General features: G+C 67.8%; 18 protein-coding genes. All 18 read left to right on the top strand.

The window, feature by feature from the left end:
- Positions 1 to 22: 22 nt before the first annotated feature.
- The 18 genes from ACLIME_RS00765 to rpsC all read left to right on the top strand — a co-directional run bounded on the left by ACLIME_RS00765 (position 23) and on the right by rpsC (position 18600).
- Positions 23 to 991 (top strand): AAA family ATPase, encoded by a 969-nt coding sequence (locus tag ACLIME_RS00765; protein WP_079001701.1) that lies wholly within the window; start codon positions 23 to 25, stop codon positions 989 to 991.
- Complete coding sequence (locus ACLIME_RS00770) at positions 988 to 2367, top strand: DUF58 domain-containing protein (RefSeq protein ID WP_411557995.1); 1380 nt, start codon at positions 988 to 990, stop codon at positions 2365 to 2367. The genes ACLIME_RS00765 and ACLIME_RS00770 overlap by 4 nt, the downstream gene beginning before the upstream one ends.
- Entirely contained in the window at positions 2364 to 4817 is a 2454-nt protein-coding gene (locus tag ACLIME_RS00775) for a transglutaminase domain-containing protein (protein WP_411557996.1), read from the top strand. The genes ACLIME_RS00770 and ACLIME_RS00775 overlap by 4 nt, the downstream gene beginning before the upstream one ends.
- A gap of 37 nt (positions 4818 to 4854) precedes the next feature.
- On the top strand, positions 4855 to 5496 hold the full coding sequence (locus tag ACLIME_RS00780; RefSeq protein ID WP_192004665.1) for a spermidine/putrescine ABC transporter substrate-binding protein: 642 nt from the start codon (positions 4855 to 4857) through the stop codon (positions 5494 to 5496).
- 120 nt (positions 5497 to 5616) lie between these two features.
- Positions 5617 to 7092: a hypothetical protein gene (locus tag ACLIME_RS00785; protein WP_411557997.1), complete on the top strand. Its 1476-nt coding sequence runs from the start codon at positions 5617 to 5619 to the stop codon at positions 7090 to 7092.
- Between the two features lie 347 nt (positions 7093 to 7439).
- The gene (gene rpsL / locus ACLIME_RS00790) at positions 7440 to 7814 is read left to right on the top strand and encodes a 30S ribosomal protein S12 (protein ID WP_056008169.1); all 375 of its coding nucleotides are present in this window, start codon (positions 7440 to 7442) and stop codon (positions 7812 to 7814) included.
- A complete protein-coding gene (gene rpsG / locus ACLIME_RS00795; protein WP_064296707.1) occupies positions 7814 to 8284 on the top strand; it encodes a 30S ribosomal protein S7 in 471 nt (156 codons plus the stop codon). The genes rpsL and rpsG overlap by 1 nt, the downstream gene beginning before the upstream one ends.
- Before the next feature lie 87 nt (positions 8285 to 8371).
- Complete coding sequence (fusA, locus tag ACLIME_RS00800; protein WP_079705261.1) at positions 8372 to 10486, top strand: elongation factor G; 2115 nt, start codon at positions 8372 to 8374, stop codon at positions 10484 to 10486.
- Positions 10487 to 10627: 141 nt separating this feature from the next.
- Positions 10628 to 11818, top strand: a complete 1191-nt coding sequence (tuf, locus tag ACLIME_RS00805; protein WP_064296705.1) for an elongation factor Tu — start codon at positions 10628 to 10630, stop codon at positions 11816 to 11818.
- Positions 11819 to 11988: 170 nt separating this feature from the next.
- The gene (locus tag ACLIME_RS00810; RefSeq protein ID WP_411557998.1) at positions 11989 to 13809 is read left to right on the top strand and encodes a DUF4012 domain-containing protein; all 1821 of its coding nucleotides are present in this window, start codon (positions 11989 to 11991) and stop codon (positions 13807 to 13809) included.
- A 469-nt stretch (positions 13810 to 14278) separates the two neighbouring features.
- Positions 14279 to 14587, top strand: coding sequence for a 30S ribosomal protein S10 (rpsJ, locus tag ACLIME_RS00815; RefSeq protein WP_005050520.1), 309 nt, complete (start codon positions 14279 to 14281; stop codon positions 14585 to 14587).
- 24 nt (positions 14588 to 14611) lie between these two features.
- On the top strand, positions 14612 to 15265 hold the full coding sequence (rplC, locus tag ACLIME_RS00820) for a 50S ribosomal protein L3 (RefSeq protein ID WP_056008154.1): 654 nt from the start codon (positions 14612 to 14614) through the stop codon (positions 15263 to 15265).
- A gap of 4 nt (positions 15266 to 15269) precedes the next feature.
- Positions 15270 to 15935: a 50S ribosomal protein L4 gene (rplD, locus tag ACLIME_RS00825; protein WP_079705263.1), complete on the top strand. Its 666-nt coding sequence runs from the start codon at positions 15270 to 15272 to the stop codon at positions 15933 to 15935.
- Complete coding sequence (gene rplW, locus ACLIME_RS00830) at positions 15932 to 16231, top strand: 50S ribosomal protein L23 (RefSeq protein ID WP_056008147.1); 300 nt, start codon at positions 15932 to 15934, stop codon at positions 16229 to 16231. Before rplD ends, rplW begins: the two co-directional genes overlap by 4 nt.
- A gap of 28 nt (positions 16232 to 16259) precedes the next feature.
- On the top strand, positions 16260 to 17099 hold the full coding sequence (gene rplB, locus ACLIME_RS00835; protein ID WP_064296701.1) for a 50S ribosomal protein L2: 840 nt from the start codon (positions 16260 to 16262) through the stop codon (positions 17097 to 17099).
- A gap of 12 nt (positions 17100 to 17111) precedes the next feature.
- Positions 17112 to 17393, top strand: a complete 282-nt coding sequence (gene rpsS / locus ACLIME_RS00840; RefSeq protein ID WP_064296700.1) for a 30S ribosomal protein S19 — start codon at positions 17112 to 17114, stop codon at positions 17391 to 17393.
- A gap of 26 nt (positions 17394 to 17419) precedes the next feature.
- Positions 17420 to 17812, top strand: a complete 393-nt coding sequence (gene rplV, locus ACLIME_RS00845) for a 50S ribosomal protein L22 (RefSeq protein WP_056008137.1) — start codon at positions 17420 to 17422, stop codon at positions 17810 to 17812.
- Positions 17812 to 18600 (top strand): 30S ribosomal protein S3, encoded by a 789-nt coding sequence (gene rpsC / locus ACLIME_RS00850; protein WP_064296699.1) that lies wholly within the window; start codon positions 17812 to 17814, stop codon positions 18598 to 18600. Before rplV ends, rpsC begins: the two co-directional genes overlap by 1 nt.
- Positions 18601 to 18602 lie beyond the last annotated feature (2 nt).

Here is an 18602-nt window from a genome sequence, read left to right on the forward strand (position 1 = left end):
CCCGAAAGCACCCAACACACCCATGACTGTCACGCAGGAACAGGCCACCTGGTTCGCCGACGCGTTCGGCAAGCTCGTCGGCAACGTCGAGCAGGCCATCCTCGGCAAGGAGCACGTCATCAAGCTCGTCGTCACCGCCATGCTCTCGGAGGGCCACGTGCTCCTCGAGGACTACCCGGGCACGGGCAAGACCGTGCTCGCCAAGGCGCTCGCGAACACGCTCGACGGCACGAGCTCGCGGATCCAGTTCACGCCCGACCTCCTGCCGTCCGACGTCACCGGTGTGACGATCTACGACCAGGGCAAGGGGATCTTCGAGTTCCACAAGGGACCGATCTTCGCCTCCATCGTGCTCGCGGACGAGATCAACCGCGCCTCGCCGAAGACGCAGTCGGCGCTCCTCGAGGTGATGGAGGAGGGCATCGTCACGATCGACGGCACGAGTTACGAGGCCGGCAAGCCGTTCATGGTCATCGCGACGCAGAACCCGATCGAGCAGGCAGGGACGTACAAACTGCCCGAGGCGCAGCTCGACCGCTTCCTCATCAAGACCACGCTCGGCTACCCCGACCGCCAGACCTCGGTGAACCTGCTCCTCGACGCCTCGAACCGGGCGCGCGCGACCAAGGTCCAGCCGATCATCGCCTCCAGCGCGGTCATCACCATGGCGCAGCTCGCCACCGAGGTGCACGTCGACGGCAGCATCCTCGAGTACGTCGCCGACGTCGTCGCGGCGACGCGGGACGACCAGGACGTCGCGCTCGGCGTGAGCATGCGTGGTGCGCTCGCCCTCGTGCGCGCCGTCAAGACCTGGGCGATCTCGCAGGGACGCACCTATGTCACCCCCGACGACGTGAACGACCTCGCGCAGGCCGTCCTCGCGCACCGCATCATCATCGACCCCGAGTCCGACTTCGCCGGCGTGACCGCGCAGGACGTCGTCGCCCGGGTCCTCGTCAGCATCGCTCCGCCGGCGTACCGCGCAGCATGAGCGAGACCCTCGAGCAGCGCGCCGCCGCCGCGCCGGACGGATCCGATCCGGTCCGCACGGCGACGGTCGGCGCGCCTGCCGAGGCGGGGCCCGAGGGTCCCGATGCGCACACCGATGGCGCGCCGGCTCCCGCTCGACGGCCGAACCCGTTCCGCAGCGCGCTCGACGGCGTCGGTGCCGTCGTCGTGCCCTGGGCCAGGGTCGTCTGGTCGGCTGCGCAGCCCGTGCTCGCTGTCGTCAGCGGCCTCGGCTGGGTCGTGCTCGCGATCGGCGTCATCGCGACCGTCGCCGGCTTCATCCTGGGGTGGGCGGAGCTCGTCTTCCTCGGCTTCGTGCCGCTGGCCGCGTTGCTGGCCTCCGTCGCGTACCTCTTCGGGCGGTCGACCTTCCGCATCTCCATCCACTTGAACCCCAGCCGCGTCACCGTCGGGGAGCGCGCGATCGGGCAGGTCCTCATCGCCAACCCCGGCAACCGCGCCACGACGCCCACGCGCCTCGAGGTCCCCGTGGGCTACGGCCTCGCGGAGTTCGCGATCCCGGCGATCCCGAAGGACGGCGAGCACGAGGAGCTGTTCGCCGTCCCGACGAACCGGCGAGCCGTCATCCCGGCCGGGCCTGCCGTGTCGGTCCGCGGCGATCAGCTCGGTCTGCTGCGCCGCGAGGTGCGCTGGACGGAACCGGTCGAGCTCTTCGTGCACCCTGAGACCACGCGGCTCCACCCGACGGCCGCCGGTCTCATCCGCGACCTCGAGGGCCTCGTCACGAAGACCATCACGAACAACGACATCTCCTTCCACGCGCTCCGCGGGTACGTCCCCGGTGATGACCGCCGCTACATCCACTGGAAGTCCTCCGCGAAGACGGGCCAGCTCATGGTGCGGCAGTTCGAGGAGACTCGGCGGTCGCAGCTCACCATGGTGATGACGACCGACTCCCGCTACTACGCCGACGATGAGGACGAGTTCGAGTTGGCGGTGTCGCTCACCGCGTCGATCGCGACCCAGGTGATCCTCGACCAGGTGCCGATCAGCGTCGTGACCGACCGGCTCGCGCTGCGGACCCACACCGTGACCTCCTTCCTCGACGACAGCTGCAGGCTGCAGCTCGCCGAGGGCACCTTCGACACCCCACGCACCTTCGCCCGGGAGACCACGAAGCGTCTGCCTGCACCGAGTGTCGTCATCATCGTCGCCGGTTCGCGGCTCGAGGCACAGGAGTACCGGGGGATCCAACGCCTCTTCGGTCCCGACGTCAACGTGTTCGGCATCCGCGTCGAACGCGGTGCACGGGCCGGCATCAAGGACGTCGCCGGGATGAACGTCATGACGGTCGGGGCACTGAGCGACCTCGCCAAGGTCATGTCGAGGGCCCTGTGAGCGGGGTCGACGAGCGCACGACCGTGCGCCCCGGACGCGTTCCCGCCGGCTCGGCCGCGGACGTCGACGTCCAGGGCATCGTCCCGACCTTCGTCGCGCCGTGGCCGTTGCCCGGCCGCTCCTGGATCGACCTCGTGGTCGTCTTCGTCCTCGCGGCCCTCGGCCTGCTCGGCTTCGGTGCGGCGCTCAGCGGCACCGGCTTCCTCCTCGCCGGCCTCGGCGGTCTCGCGCTCGGCATGGGGGTCGGTGTCGCCTCCCACGCGCTCCGGCTGAACGCCCTCCTGACCGGTCTCTCGACCGTCCTCGTCTTCTACGTCTTCGGCAGTGCCCTGGCGATGCCGTCGGTCGCGACGTTCGCGATCCTCCCGAACCTGCGGACCCTCGGTGGGATCAGCATCGGGGCGGTGTTCGGGTGGAAGGACTTCGTCACCCTGCAGACCCCGCTGAGCGCGCCCGCCTACATCATGACCCTGCCCTACGTCGCGGGGATGCTCGTCGGGGTGGTCTCCGCCGTGCTCGCCGTCCGCTGGCTGCCGCGCCGTCCGCAGGTCGCCGTGCGCTGCGCCGTCCTGCTCGTCGGCCCGACCGTACTGTACGCGCTCGGCGTCCTCCTCGGCACGCAGACGCCCTTCCTGGCGGCCGTCCGCGGGATCGCGTTCGCGCTGATCGCCCTCCTCTGGCTCGGGTGGCGGCCGGGTGCCGGTCGTGGCGAGAACGCGGCGGCGTCGACCACCGCCGTCCTCCGTCGCAAGAAGATCATCGGCACGGCCGTCCTCGCCGCCGTCGCGGTCGTCGTCGGCGGCGGCGCGGCCGTGGTCGCCTCACCGCCCACGGACTCCCGGTTCGTCCTCCGCGAGGTCGTCACCCCGCCGTTCGACCCCCTGGAGTACCCGAGCCCACTCGCCGGGTTCCGCGAGTACACGAAGGACCTCGCCGAGACGAAGCTCTTCACCGCCACCGGCCTCAAGCCGGGGGATCGGATCCGTCTGGCGGCCATGGACAGCTACGACGGACGCCTGTGGACCGTCTCGGGACCGTCCACGGCGACCGACGGCTCCGGTGCCTTCGAACTCGTCGGCGACCAGCTGCCCGGACCGGAGCTCATCACGGCCGGTGGCGACCGCCGGGTGTCGATCGACATCACCGGCTACGACGACATCTGGGTGCCCAGCGTCGGATATCCGAGCGCGCTCACCCTCGACGGCAAGGCGGCGGAGCGATCCGAGGACATCCGCTACAACGCCGAGAGCGGCGCGGCCGTCGTCACCTCGGGGATCGGCACCGGCGACGACTACGAGGAGCGGACCACGACGCAGGCCGTCCCGAGCGACACGGCCCTCGCGACGACACCGACCGCAGCGGTCGAGCTGCCGCCCGTCACCAACATCCCCGACATCGTCGTCGCGAAGGCCTCGGAGTTCGTCGGCACCGAGACGACGCCCATGGCCCAGCTGCGGAGGATCGAGCAGACGCTCCGCACCACCGGGTTCCTCAGCCACGGACTCGCCTCGGACAGCTCTCCGTCGCGCGCCGGCCACGGCGCCGACCGGATGTCGGAGCTGTTCACCCGCACACCGATGGTCGGCGACGAGGAGCAGTACGCGTCGGCGTTCGCGCTCATGGCCCGCTCGCTCGGCTACCCCGCGCGGGTCGTCATGGGCTTCGCGCCCGAGGTGACCGAGGGCCAGGGTTCGGTGCAGGTCGTCGGAGACGACGTGACGGCGTGGGTCGAGGTGCCCTTCGAGGGCTACGGCTGGGTGGCGTTCTCACCGACCCCCGATGAGACCGAGATCCCGCAGGACCAGGACCCGAAGCCCAAGACCGAGCCGCAGCCGCAGGTGCGTCAGCCGCCGCGCAGCGACAACCTCGACGACAGCCTCCTCACCGAGGCCTCGATCGACGATGGCGACGACAAGGACAAGAACGACGGACTCGTGATCCCGGAGTGGGTCTGGTGGCTCGCGCTGATCGTGGGTGTCCCGGTGTCGCTGTACTTCATCCCGCTCCTCGCCATCTCCGGCGCGAAGCGTCGGCGGACGAAGCGTCGCCGCGCGGGCAGTGGTGACCGCAGCGCCGCCGGTGCGTGGGACGAGCTGATCGACCGCTACGCCGAACTCGGGTACATGGTGCCCCCGGCCGCCACGCGGTCGGCCACGGCGTCCATGCTCGGTGCCCAGGAACCGGAGGGCGCGACCACGCTCACCGCGCTCGCGGGGACGACCGACGATGTCGTCTTCTCCGGTCGTGACGTGGACGACACGACGGCCGACGAGCTGTGGCAGCGGTCGGAGGCCGAGGCCTCCCGGGCGCAGGGAGCGCTCGGCTGGTTCGCCCGCCAGCGGAGCCGCTTCCGCTACCGCGCGAAGCGCAGTCTCGTGAGTCGGCTGCAGCCGTCCGGTGCGCTCGCCCGTCGAGCAGCACGGGACCAGCGCGCCGCCGGGCGGCGCTGAGGCCGATGCGGCCGCCGAGGCGCTACCCTCGGTGAGTATGGAGCGCTCGCTCGAGACCAGCGTGAGCCAGGCCGTCGACGCCTGGCTCCGGTGGCTGCCGCGCTGGCACCCCGCCGCCCACCGTGGACGCACCCGGATCTGCCGCCGGTGCATCGGGTCGCCGATCCTGCGGGCGGCCGGCCTCGTGGACGACGTCCCGCACCAGGTGCAGCACGGCCTCGCCACCCGGATGAAGGCAATCGTCGACCACGCGGTGGCGGAGTACACCGAGCGGAACCTCCCCGTCCTCCGCGCCGAACTGCGCGCGGCGGACCTGCGCGAGGCGCAGCGCTCCTACCGCCCCGGGGAGGGGCTCGACCCGGAGTTCGACGGGTTGCAGCTCGACCCCGACCCGGATCCCGAGCAGCCCTACCTCTTCACCCTCGCGGAGCTCGGCGAATCCCAGGCGAGGACGGTCCCGCCACCTCCGCCGTTGTCGGACGACGCGAAGGAGGCGCTGCGCACCGAGATCGCCCTCGCCGACCAGTGCGCGAACGAGACCGGGCGCCGCATCTGCGAACTCCTCGTCGGGCACCGCCTCGCCATCCACGACGCCGTGGAGCGGTACGTCGAACCGCAGGTCACCGCGCTCCTCGACGACCTCGCGCTGGAGCTGGATTCCCCCACCTCGCCCTGGTAGCCGTCGGGGTTCACCCGGACGCAGGAGGGGAGATCTCCCCATCGTGCTGTCCGACACCCGTCACTATACTTTCGAGCACTTGTCATCAGCACGATCCATGCTCATTGGGGGCGCAACACCATGACCGATCCCGGAGATCAGAACCCGCAGCAGCCCCAGTGGCAGCGACCACCCGCTCAGCCCGACCCGCAGCAGGGGTGGCAGGGCAACGGCCCGCAGCAGTCGGGCTCAGGCCAGCAGCAGACGGGGCAGTACGGACAGCAGTCGCCGTACGGGCAGTCGCCGACGCAGCCGTCTGGGCAGTACGGGCAGCAGTCCGGCCAGTACGGTGAGCAGTCGTTCGGCCAGCAGGACCAGCAGACGGGCCAGTACGGGCAGCAGTCCGGTCAGTACAGCCAACAGACCGGTCAGTACGGTCAGACGGCGCAGTACGGCCAGCAGCCGACCGAGCAGTTCGGTCAGCAGGGAACCGGTCAGTACGGCCAGCAGCCCACGGGGCAGTACGGCCAGCAGCCCACCGAGCAGTACGGCCAGGCGCCCTACGCGCAGGGCGCCGGCGGGTACGGCGGCGGCCAGCAGCCGCCCAAGAAGAAGCTCTCGAAGAAGGGGCTCACCGGCATCATCGCCGGCGGGAGCGCCCTCCTCCTCATCATCGTCGGTGGCATCGTCGGCGTCAGCGTCGGCAACGCCCTCCACGCCCCGGAGGTGACGGTCAAGAGCTACCTCGACGCCCTCAAGTCGGGCGACGCCGAACAGGCGCTCAAGCTCTCCGGTACCGAGGTGTCGGCGGCCGACGTGCTGCTGACCGACGACGCGTACAAGGCGGCGTCCGGCAAGGTCTCCGGCTACACGATCGGGAAGACGACGACCAGCGGGAACACCGCGACCGTCGAGGCCCGTCTCACCCAGGGCGGCGAGAGCGTCGACCAGGAGTTCACGCTCACCAAGGTCGGCAAGGACGCCGTGCTCTTCGACAAGTGGAAGCTCGAGGCTCCCGAACTCAGCACGGTCCAGGTCGACGTGGTCGCCCCTGAGGACGCGGTGGCGACGGTCGGCGGCGTCGACCTCACCGACGTCGAACCGATCGCCGAGGGTTCGTACCAGCTGCGCGCCCTCCCGGGCACCTACGACGTCGCCCTCAGCGAGAGCGACTGGTACACCGCCGAGGCGACGACCACCACGGCCGTGGGCTTCGGTCAGGCCGCGGAACCCGCGACGCTCGCCGTCGCCCTCACCGACGCCGGGACGACCGCCGTCGAGGAGGCCGTCAACGCGTACATCGACGGCTGCGGTGCGGCGACGGAGCTCGCCCCGGAGGGGTGCCCCTTCGAGATCCGCAACGACACCGGCTTCACCCCCTCCGGTGTGACCTGGAAGTTCGACACGCGCCCGACCTTCACGATCGGTGACTTCGCGGGCGGCGGCTGGACCGTCGACTCCGAGACCGTCGGACGCATGTCGATGACCTGCACGCTGACCGACCCGGCCACCGGCCAGACCGGTCCGGGCTACAGCATCAACCCCGTCGACTTCGTCGTCGGCGGCACGATCGAGGGCTTCACCGACGAGGGCGCGACCTTCGTCCCGTCCCCGTAGACGCCGAGCTGTACGGCCCCTGGGAGCGATGCTCCCAGGGGCCGTCGTCGTTTGACCACAGCCTGTCGGCGGGCTAGTCTTGTTTGGGTGTGCGCGCTGTCGTGCGCTCTCGTGCTGTCCACGTTCTCCGGAGCCTGGCTCGGGGGAGTGGACAGCAGTCTTGCACCATCGGGTTGATCCCCGCCGGGCTGGTCCCGGTTGCCGATCGCCCCCACGGCATACCCACCACGAAAGCGACGCGCACTCGCGCGGCGCCGGTGGGTCCATACGACCTCGTGATCCGGGAGACCGGTCCACGAATGCTGCAGTACCACTGTCACCGTGCAGTCATCATCAAGGAGCAAGTAGTGCCAACCATTCAGCAGTTGGTTCGGAAGGGCCGCAGCCCCAAGGTCGTCAAGACCAAGGCGCCCGCCCTGAAGAGCAACCCCCAGCAGGCCGGCGTGTGCACCCGCGTGTACACCACCACCCCGAAGAAGCCGAACTCGGCGATGCGCAAGGTCGCCCGCGTGAAGCTGCGCAACGGCACCGAGGTCACCGCGTACATCCCCGGTGAGGGCCACAACCTCCAGGAGCACTCGCTGGTCCTGGTCCGTGGTGGTCGTGTGAAGGACCTCCCGGGTGTCCGTTACAAGATCGTCCGTGGCGCCCTCGACACGCAGGCCGTCAAGAACCGCAAGCAGGCTCGCAGCCGCTACGGCGCGAAGATGGAGAAGAAGTAATGCCTCGCAAGGGTCCAGCTCCGAAGCGTCCCGTCGTCGCCGATCCCGTCTACGGCGCCCCCATCGTCAGCCAGCTCGTCAACAAGATCCTGCTGGACGGCAAGAAGGGCCTCGCTGAGCGCATCGTCTACGACGCACTCGAAGGCGTCACCGCCAAGAACCAGGGCGACGCCGTCGTCACGCTCAAGAAGGCGCTCGACAACGTCCGCCCGACCCTCGAGGTGCGTTCGCGCCGCGTCGGTGGTTCCACCTACCAGGTGCCGGTCGAGGTCAAGCCTCACCGCGCCAACACCCTCGCCCTGCGCTGGCTCGTGAGCTACGCGAAGGGCCGCCGCGAGAAGACGATGACCGAGCGTCTCCAGAACGAGATCCTCGACGCATCGAACGGTCTCGGTGCAGCTGTCAAGCGTCGTGAAGACACGCACAAGATGGCCGAGTCGAACAAGGCGTTCGCGCACTACCGCTGGTAGTCGCCGCCCGATGCGAGGGCGGGCGATCCGCCCGCCCTCGCGTCACCGAGTGAATCAGCTCACCCCTACCTATCCCCGGAGGACCCCGTGGCACAAGACGTGCTCACCGACCTGAACAAGGTCCGCAACATCGGCATCATGGCCCACATCGATGCCGGCAAGACCACCACCACCGAGCGCATCCTGTTCTACACGGGCGTCAACCACAAGATCGGCGAGACCCACGACGGTGCGTCGACGATGGACTGGATGGCGCAGGAGCAGGAGCGCGGCATCACCATCACGTCCGCCGCGACGACCTGTTTCTGGAACAAGAACCAGATCAACATCATCGACACCCCCGGCCACGTCGACTTCACGGTCGAGGTCGAGCGTTCGCTCCGCGTGCTCGACGGCGCGGTCGCGGTGTTCGACGGCAAGGAGGGCGTCGAGCCCCAGTCCGAGACCGTCTGGCGTCAGGCCGACAAGTACGACGTCCCGCGCATCTGCTTCGTCAACAAGATGGACAAGCTCGGCGCCGACTTCTACTTCACCGTCGACACGATCATCAGCCGCCTCGGCGCGAAGCCGCTGGTCATCCAGCTGCCGATCGGTGCCGAGTCCAACTTCGAGGGCGTCGTCGACCTCGTCGAGATGCGTGCGCTCACCTGGCGCGGAGACGCCAAGGGTGACGTCGAGATGGGCGCCAAGTACGCCATCGAGGAGATCCCGGAAGACCTCAAGGAGAAGGCGGCCGAGTACCGCACCGCGCTCCTCGAGGCCGTCGCCGAGACCGACGACGCACTCATGGAGAAGTACTTCGGTGGCGAAGAGCTGACCGTCGCGGAGATCAAGGCCGCGATCCGTCACCTCACCATCACGAGCACCATGTACCCGGTCCTCTGTGGCTCCGCGTTCAAGAACCGCGGCGTCCAGCCGATGCTCGACGCCGTCATCGACTACCTCCCCTCCCCGCTCGACGTCCCGGCCATCGAGGCCCACGACGCGCGCGACGAGGAGAAGGTCGTGGAGCGTCACCCCGACTCGACCGAGCCCTTCACCGCGCTCGCGTTCAAGGTCGCGGTGCACCCGTTCTTCGGTCGCCTGACCTACGTCCGCGTCTACTCGGGTCGTCTCGACTCCGGTGCGCAGATCATCAACTCGACCAAGGGCAAGAAGGAGCGCATCGGGAAGATCTTCCAGATGCACGCCAACAAGGAGAACCCGGTCGACTTCGTCACCGCCGGTCACATCTACGCGGTCATCGGCCTGAAGGACACCACCACCGGTGACACCCTGTCCGACCCGCAGAACCAGGTCGTCCTCGAGTCGATGAGCTTCCCGGAGCCCGTCATCGAGGTCGCGATCGAGCCGAAGACCAAGGCCGACCAGGAGAAGCTGGGCACCGCGATCCAGAAGCTGGCCGAAGAGGACCCGACGTTCCGCACCGAGCAGAACACCGAGACCGGCCAGACGGTCATCAAGGGCATGGGCGAGCTCCACCTCGACATCCTCGTCGACCGCATGAAGCGCGAGTTCAACGTCGAGGCCAACGTCGGCAAGCCGCAGGTCGCGTACCGCGAGACCATCAAGCGGAAGGTCGAGAAGTACGGCTACACGCACAAGAAGCAGACCGGTGGTTCGGGTCAGTTCGCGAAGATCCAGTTCGATCTGGAGCCGATGGACGTCACTCCGGAGACGACCTACGAGTTCGTGAACGCCGTGACCGGTGGTCGCATCCCGCGCGAGTACATCCCGTCGATCGACGCCGGTTTCCAGGACGCCCTGCAGGTCGGTGGCCTCGCGGGTTACCCGGTCGTGGGTGTCAAGGCGATCATCACCGATGGTGCGGCGCACGACGTCGACTCCTCGGAGATGGCGTTCAAGATCGCCGGCTCGATGGGTCTCAAGGAGGCCTACTCGCGTGCCAACCCCGTCCTCCTCGAGCCGCTCATGGCGGTCGAGGTGCGTACTCCTGAGGAGTACATGGGCGACGTCATCGGAGACCTCAACTCGCGCCGTGGACAGATCCAGTCCATGGACGACGCCACCGGCGTCAAGGTCATCCGTGCCAACGTGCCGCTCTCCGAGATGTTCGGCTACATCGGCGACCTCCGGTCGAAGACCTCTGGTCGTGCCGTGTACTCGATGACGTTCGAGAGCTACGCGGAGGTCCCGAAGGCTGTCGCCGACGAGATCATCCAGAAGAACAAGGGCGAGTAGTCACTCACTCTCTCTTCACCGCGGTCCGGCCGGGTGTGCGAACACCCGGGCGGATCGCGTAACATGAATACACATCCCTGCAGTGCGTCGGGCATCGAATGGTGCCCGGCGTCCCGCACAACGTCCTGAGGAGGACTCACAGTGGCAAAGGCCAAGTTCGAGCGGACCAAGCCGCACGTCAACATCGGTACGATCGGTCACGTCGACCACGGCAAGACCACGCTCACCGCGGCGATCTCGAAGGTCCTGGCGGACAAGTTCCCGTCCGCGACCAACGTGCAGCGCGACTTCGCGTCGATCGACTCCGCGCCGGAAGAGCGTCAGCGTGGTATCACGATCAACATCTCGCACGTCGAGTACGAGACCCCGAAGCGCCACTACGCGCACGTCGACGCCCCCGGTCACGCTGACTACATCAAGAACATGATCACCGGTGCTGCGCAGATGGACGGCGCGATCCTGGTCGTCGCCGCCACTGACGGCCCGATGGCTCAGACGCGTGAGCACGTGCTGCTCGCCAAGCAGGTCGGCGTCCCCTACCTGCTCGTCGCGCTGAACAAGTCCGACATGGTCGACGACGAGGAGATCCTGGAGCTCGTCGAGCTCGAGGTCTCCGAGCTCCTCGCCTCGCAGGGCTTCGCTGAGGACGCACCGGTCGTCCGCGTCTCGGGCCTCAAGGCGCTCGAGGGCGACGAGAAGTGGGTGCAGAGCATCCTCGACCTCATGGACGCCGTGGACGCCAACGTCCCCGACCCCGTGCGCGACAAGGACAAGCCCTTCCTCATGCCGATCGAGGACGTCTTCACGATCACCGGTCGTGGAACCGTCGTCACGGGCCGCGCCGAGCGTGGCACGCTCGCGATCAACTCCGAGGTCGAGATCGTCGGCATCCGCCCGACGCAGAAGACGATCGTCACGGGTATCGAGATGTTCCACAAGCAGCTCGACGAGGCATGGGCCGGCGAGAACTGTGGTCTCCTGCTCCGCGGCACGAAGCGTGAAGACGTCGAGCGCGGCCAGGTCGTCGTGAAGCCGGGTTCGGTCACGCCGCACACGAACTTCGAGGGCACCGCGTACATCCTGTCCAAGGATGAGGGTGGGCGTCACAACCCGTTCTACGCGAACTACCGTCCGCAGTTCTACTTCCGCACCACCGACGTCACCGGCGTCATCACGCTGCCCGAGGGCACCGAGATGGTCATGCCCGGCGACACCACCGACATGACCGTTGAGCTGATCCAGCCCATCGCCATGGAGGTCGGCCTCGGCTACGCCATCCGCGAGGGTGGCCGCACCGTCGGCGCCGGCACCGTCACCAAGGTGCTCGCGTAAGCATCCGCTGACGCGAACCCCTGATCGACCTCAGGGTCGGCACGGTTCCACACGAAGGGCCCGGAGCATTTCGCTCCGGGCCCTTCGTCGTGCGCGCTGTCGGCCGATCGGCAATCCAGTGACTCATATGTAAGATATCGGTTGACCCATTCTGCATCGAGCCGCCCGAGGTGACCGTGTCCCGTTCGTCCATCCGCCCGCGTCGTCTGTCGCGCCCACGTGTCCTGATCCCGAGCGCCGTCGCCCTGTCCGTCCTGCTCGGCATCGCTGCAGCCTCCGTGTCGGCGGCGGTGGAGGCCATGTCCGTCCGGGAGGAGCTCGAGTCGGTCCTGCCGGAGCTCGAGACGATCCGGGCGGGCGGCGATGGCGGCGGCACCGACGCGATCGATCCTGCCGCCGTGGAGCGTGCAGGAGATGCGGTCGAGCGGGCACTCGCGTCGACGCAGCGGCCTGACTGGTGGCTTGCGGAACGCGTGCCCGTCTCCGGGGCGAACTTCGAGGCGGTGCGCACGGCCGTCGAGGCGGCGCACGTGGTCGTCGACGAGGTCGTCGAGCCGGTCCTCGCCCTGTCCCTCGACGGACTGGCGGTCGACGGGCGACTGGACACGGAGCGAGTGGGGAGACTTGCCCGGAGCTCGGCGCGTGCGCTCGAGCGACTCGAGGAGCAGGTGGCGCGCCTCGACCGTCTCGACCGTTCGGTGCTCCTGCCGCAGGTGGTGTCGGCGCTGGGTGGACTCGACGGACCGCTGCGCGAGGCCTCATCGCTCGCCGCGCGGCTCGCACCGGTGCTTCGGGCGCTGCCCGGGTTCCTGGGGGAGGAGGGTCCGCGAGACGTTGTCGTGCTGTTCCAGAACTCGGCGGAGAGCCGGGCCCTCGGCGGCATCGCAGGAGCTTCGGTGCTCGTGCACATCGAGGAGGGGGTGCTCAGCGTGACCAGGACCCTCGGCGGCGCGGACTTCGTGTCGCACGCCGATCCGGTGGTGCCCCTGCCGGCCGATGCCGACGCGCTCTACCGGACCGAGGGCTACGCTGCAGCAGGCACCTCCATCCATGAGGTGACGGCGCGGCCGGACTTCCCGTACGGTGCGCAGGTGGCCTCGCGGCTGTGGGAGGAGAGCCAGGGCGTCGTGCCGGACCTGGTGCTGGCCGTGGATCCGGTCGCGTTGTCCCACCTGCTGCGAGCGACCGGCCCCGTGGAGCTGGCCGACGGCACGGAGGTGTCGAGCGAGACGGTGGTCGACGAGCTCCTGAACAGCGTGTACCGAGACCACCCCGGTCTCAGCGACGAGGCGAACCGGGCCCAGGACGCGACCTTCACCGCCGTCGTGCAGGCGCTCACGTCGCAGCTGCAGGCGGGGTCCATGGAGGTGCCCCGGGCGATCGACGGCTGGGTCCAGGCGGTCGACGAGCGGCGTCTGCTCGCCTGGAGTCCCGACCGCGTCGAGGAGCGGGCGCTGGTGCTCGCCGGGGTCGGCGGCGCCCTGCCCGAGCGTTCATCTCGTTCGGTGCCGTTCGGGCTGTACCTCTCGGACGCGGTCGGGTCCAAGCTCGAGTACTACCTCCGACAGCAGGTCCGTGTCCGTGCGGGGTCGTGCGACGTCGACGGAGCCCGCACGGTGATGGTCACGTCGGAACTCTCCAACACGCTCGACACGGAGCCGGAGCTCGACACGGAGGCGTTCGACTACATCGCCGGGTTCCACGAGCGTGAGGGGCTCCCACGTGGTTGGATGCGCCTGCGGGTCATGGCCTACGCTCCCGACGGAGCCGACATCCGCTCGGTTCGCGTTGACGGCGCCGAGGTCCCGTACACGGCCGGATCGGACGACGGACGCCCGGTGGCCTACGTGGTGGTGACGATCGCGCCGGGCGCGACGGTGACGCTCGACGTCGATGCGGACGTGTCCGGCGCGACGGTCGACGCGGTGCGGTTCGCGGGCACACCAGGGGTGCGTCCGGTCGAGGTCGACAACGTCGTCGAGCCCTGCTGAGCAGCAGCGCCTCGGTGCTCTCGACGCCCGAGACTGGGCGGATCCTGACCATCCGCCGCGCGCGACACGCCCGGGTTGCACGCATGGTGGATCCGTGGCAAACTAGTCCAGTTCAGTATTTCGGACGAGCGTGCCCGTGCGCGCTCCGGCGGATCACTGCCAGGTAGTGCATAGGAGCTCCCAGACGCGGCAACGCGACAGGGATCGAGCCTAGGCCGCGGGTAGCAGAACACCAATCACTTCATCGCAATCCAGGTCGTAGCAGTGCTACGCCCAGCGCCGACCACGAGTCGGGGTGGATGCCGGTGGATGACCACGAGGGTCGCAAGACACGAGTGGTCGTTGACAGCAGAACAGTGGTGCGACACCAGTAGTGCCAATGGCGCGGAGCAACCGAACGTTGCAAAGCGCACGATATGCGTCCAATACGGAGCGATCCGCACGACGCGAGACAGAGAGTGAGTCACACATGGCGGGACAGAAGATCCGCATCCGACTGAAGTCGTATGACCATGAGGTCATCGATACTTCGGCGCGCAAGATCGTCGACACGGTCACCCGTGCAGGCGCAACCGTCGTCGGCCCCGTGCCGCTTCCGACGGAGAAGAACGTGGTCTGCGTGATCCGTTCGCCGCACAAGTACAAGGACAGCCGGGAGCACTTCGAAATGCGCACCCACAAGCGTCTGATCGACATCATCGACCCGACCCCGAAGGCCGTCGACTCGCTCATGCGTCTCGACCTGCCGGCGGACGTCAACATCGAGATCAAGCTCTGAGCTCGGTAGAGACGGAAGGAAGACATGTCTAACACGAAGACCAGCAAGGGTCTGCTCGGCACCAAGCTCGGCATGACCCAGGTGTGGGACGAGAACAACAAGCTCGTTCCCGTCACCGTCATCGAGATCACGCCCAACGTGGTCACGCAGGTTCGCACCCCCGAGGTCGACGGCTACGACGCCGTGCAGATCGCGTACGGCCAGATCGATCCCCGCAAGGTCAGCAAGCCTGACGCGGGTCACTTCGACAAGGCCGGCGTGACGCCGCGTCGTCACCTCACCGAGGTCCGCACCGCCGACGCATCCGAGTACTCGCTCGGCCAGGAGCTCACCGTCGACGGTGTCTTCGAGGCCGGCCAGAAGGTCGACGTCGTCGGCACTTCGAAGGGTAAGGGTTTCGCCGGTGTCATGAAGCGTCACAACTTCAAGGGAACGGGCGCATCTCACGGTGCTCACCGCAACCACCGCAAGCCGGGCTCCATCGGCGCCTCCTCGACCCCGAGCCGTGTCTTCAAGGGCATGCGCATGGCCGGTCGTATGGGTGGCGAGCGCGTCACCGTGCTGAACCTCCGCGTTCACGCCATCGACGCCGAGAAGGGCCTGCTGCTCGTCAAGGGTGCCGTTCCCGGCGCTCGTGGCCGCATCGTATTCGTCCGCACCGCAGTGAAGGGAGCGTAGTTCCATGGCTATCGCTACTCTCGACGTGCTCGACACCAAGCTCAAGAAGGCCGGCACCGTCGACCTTCCTGCCGAGGTGTTCGACGTTCAGACCAACATCCCGCTCATCCACCAGGTGGTCGTCGCGCAGCTCGCTGCCGCCCGCCAGGGGACGCACAAGACCAAGCGCCGCGGCGAAGTGTCCGGTGCCGGCCGCAAGCCGTTCAAGCAGAAGGGTACGGGTAACGCTCGTCAGGGCTCCATCCGTGCACCTCAGATGACCGGCGGTGGCATCGTCCACGGTCCAGTGCCCCGCAACTACGCACAGCGCACCCCCAAGAAGATGATCGCCGCGGCTCTCCTCGGCGCCATCTCCGACCGCGCACGCGGCAGCCGCCTGCACGTCGTCGACTCCCTCTCGATCGGTGAGAAGCCGTCGACGAAGGCCGTGTCCGAGTACCTGACGAACGTCGCTTCCTCGAAGCACGTCCTGATCGTCCTCCAGCGCGACGACGAGGTCAGCCTCCGGAGCGTCCGCAACCTGCAGAACGTGCACGTGCTGTCGTACGACCAGCTGAACGCATACGACGTGCTCGTCTCCGACGACATCGTCTTCACCAAGGCCGCCTTCGAGGCATTCGTCGCCAGCAAGACCGGCAACACGGCCGCAACCGAGGAGGTCTCGGCATGACCGCGATCAACAAGGACCCCCGCGACGTCATCTTCGCGCCGGTCGTCTCCGAGAAGAGCTACAGCCTGATCGACGAGGGCAAGTACACCTTCCTCGTCGACCCGCGCTCGAACAAGACCGAGATCAAGCTCGCCATCGAGAAGATCTTCGGTGTCGAGGTCGCTTCGATCAACACCCTCACCCGTCAGGGCAAGACCCGTCGCACCAAGTTCGGCACCGGCAAGCGCAAGGACACCAAGCGCGCCATCGTGTCGCTCAAGTCGGGTTCCATCGACATCTTCACGGCTGTTGGCTAAGACGGCCGGGAACGAAGAGGAATAAGAAATGGCTATTCGTAAGTACAAGCCCACGACTCCTGGTCGTCGCGGTTCGTCTGTCGCGGACTTCGCGGAGATCACCCGCACCACGCCGGAGAAGTCGCTGCTTCGTCCGTTGTCGAAGACCGGTGGTCGCAACAACCAGGGCCGCATCACGACGCGTCACATCGGTGGTGGCCACAAGCGCCAGTACCGTCTGATCGACTTCCGTCGCAACGACAAGGACGGCGTCAACGCCAAGGTCGCTCACATCGAGTACGACCCCAACCGCACCGCGCGTATCGCGCTGCTCCACTTCGTGGACGGCACCAAGCGGTACATCCTCGCTCCGAACAAGCTCAGCCAGGGCGACGTGGTCGAGTCGGGTGCCGGCGCGGACATCAAGCCCGGGAACAACCTGCCGCTGAAGAACATCCCCACCGGTACGGTCATCCACGCGATCGAGCTCCGTCCCGGCGGCGGCGCGAAGATGGCCCGCTCCGCGGGTGCATCGGTGCGTCTCGTCGCGAAGGACGGCCCGTACGCGCAGCTCCGTCTGCCGTCCGGTGAGATCCGCAACGTCGACCTGCGCTGCCGCGCCACCATCGGTGAAGTCGGCAACGCCGAGCAGTCGAACATCAACTGGGGTAAGGCCGGCCGTAAGCGCTGGCTGGGCGTCCGCCCGACCGTCCGTGGTGTCGCGATGAACCCGATCGACCACCCGCACGGTGGTGGTGAGGGCAAGACCTCCGGTGGACGTCACCCGGTCAGCCCGTGGGGCCAGAAGGAAGGCCGCACGCGCCACCCCAACAAGGAAAGCGACAAGCTCATCGTTCGTCGTCGTACCGCCGGCAAGAAGCGTAAGTAGGAGTAAGAGAAGATGCCACGCAGTCTCAAGAAGGGCCCCTTCGTCGACGACCACCTGCTCCGCAAGGTCGTCACGGCGAACGAGGCCAACAACAAGAACGTGATCAAGACCTGGTCGCGTCGATCGATGATCATCCCGGCGATGCTGGGTCACACCATCGCCGTCCACGACGGTCGCAAGCACATCCCGGTGTTCGTCACCGAGACGATGGTCGGGCACAAGCTCGGCGAGTTCGCGCCCACCCGCACCTTCCGTGGACACGTGAAGGACGACAAGAAGGGCCGTCGCCGCTAACGCGGTGACGTGAAGGAGGAAGAGAAATGGTGGAGTCGATCGCCCGCGTGCGACACATCCGCGTCACCCCCCAGAAGGCCCGTCGTGTCGTCGCGCTCATCCGTGGCAAGCAGGCTCAGGAGGCCTTGGCCATCCTGAAGTTCGCACCACAGAGCGCCAGCGAGCCCATCTACAAGCTCGTTGCCTCGGCCATCGCGAACGCTCGCGTCACGGCCGACAAGGACAACGTGTTCCTTGACGAGCAGGACCTGTACATCGCGAAGGCGTACGTCGATGAGGGTGCAACCCTCAAGCGTTTCCGTCCCCGCGCACAGGGCCGCGCGTTCCGCATCCTCAAGCGCACCAGCCACATCACCGTCGAGCTCTCGACGCCTGATGAGACTGCCGGCGCTGCCAAGGCCAAGAAGGTGAGCAAGTAATGGGTCAGAAAGTCAATCCATACGGCTTCCGTCTGGGAATCACGACCGACCACGTGTCGCGTTGGTTCTCCGACAGCACGAAGAAGGGTCAGCGTTACAGCGACTTCGTCGCGGAAGACGTCAAGATCCGCCGTCTGCTGGCGACCTCGCTCGACCGCGCTGGTGTCAGCCGCATCGAGATCGAGCGCACCCGTGACCGCGTCCGCGTCGACATCCACACCGCCCGTCCGGGCATCGTGATCGGTCGCCGTGGCGCCGAGGCCGAGCGCATCCGCGCCGACCTCGAGAAGCTCACGAAGAAGCAGATCCAGCTGAACATCCTCGAGGTCAAGAACCCCGAGGCCGACGCTCAGCTCGTCGCGCAGGGCATCGCCGAGCAGCTCTCCGCACGTGTGGCCTTCCGCCGCGCGATGCGTAAGGGCCTGCAGGGCGCTCAGCGCACGTCCACCGTCAAGGGTGTCCGCATCCAGGTGTCCGGCCGCCTCGGCGGCGCCGAGATGAGCCGTTCCGAGTTCTACCGCGAAGGCCGTGTGCCGCTGCACACGCTCCGCGCGAACATCGACTACGGCTTCTACGAGGCGAAGACCACGTTCGGCCGCATCGGCGTGAAGGTCTGGATCTACAAGGGCGACATCACCAACAAGGAGCTTGCTCGCGAGCAGGCCAACCAGAAGTCGACGCGTCCGGAACGTCGCGACGGTGGCGACCGCCCCCGTCGGAACGCCGGTCCGAGCAGCGCCCCCAAGGCAGCTGCTGAGGCGCCCGCCGCCGCAGGAGTTGAGGCATAACC

The organism is Plantibacter sp. MPB07, from assembly GCF_046619465.1.
In the GTDB taxonomy this organism is placed as follows: Bacteria; Actinomycetota; Actinomycetes; order Actinomycetales; family Microbacteriaceae; genus Plantibacter; species Plantibacter auratus.

Excerpts from the sequence above, each read along its gene's own strand:
- ACLIME_RS00765 (WP_079001701.1), top strand. The coding sequence starts at position 23 with ATGACTGTCACGCAGGAACAGGCCACCTGGTTCGCCGACGCGTTCGGC.
- ACLIME_RS00770 (WP_411557995.1), top strand. The coding sequence starts at position 988 with ATGAGCGAGACCCTCGAGCAGCGCGCCGCCGCCGCGCCGGACGGATCC.
- ACLIME_RS00780 (WP_192004665.1), top strand. The coding sequence starts at position 4,855 with ATGGAGCGCTCGCTCGAGACCAGCGTGAGCCAGGCCGTCGACGCCTGG.
- ACLIME_RS00785 (WP_411557997.1), top strand. The coding sequence starts at position 5,617 with ATGACCGATCCCGGAGATCAGAACCCGCAGCAGCCCCAGTGGCAGCGA.
- rpsG (WP_064296707.1), top strand. The coding sequence starts at position 7,814 with ATGCCTCGCAAGGGTCCAGCTCCGAAGCGTCCCGTCGTCGCCGATCCC.
- rpsJ (WP_005050520.1), top strand. The coding sequence starts at position 14,279 with ATGGCGGGACAGAAGATCCGCATCCGACTGAAGTCGTATGACCATGAG.
- rplC (WP_056008154.1), top strand. The coding sequence starts at position 14,612 with ATGTCTAACACGAAGACCAGCAAGGGTCTGCTCGGCACCAAGCTCGGC.
- rplD (WP_079705263.1), top strand. The coding sequence starts at position 15,270 with ATGGCTATCGCTACTCTCGACGTGCTCGACACCAAGCTCAAGAAGGCC.
- rplW (WP_056008147.1), top strand. The coding sequence starts at position 15,932 with ATGACCGCGATCAACAAGGACCCCCGCGACGTCATCTTCGCGCCGGTC.
- rplB (WP_064296701.1), top strand. The coding sequence starts at position 16,260 with ATGGCTATTCGTAAGTACAAGCCCACGACTCCTGGTCGTCGCGGTTCG.
- rpsS (WP_064296700.1), top strand. The coding sequence starts at position 17,112 with ATGCCACGCAGTCTCAAGAAGGGCCCCTTCGTCGACGACCACCTGCTC.
- rplV (WP_056008137.1), top strand. The coding sequence starts at position 17,420 with ATGGTGGAGTCGATCGCCCGCGTGCGACACATCCGCGTCACCCCCCAG.
- rpsC (WP_064296699.1), top strand. The coding sequence starts at position 17,812 with ATGGGTCAGAAAGTCAATCCATACGGCTTCCGTCTGGGAATCACGACC.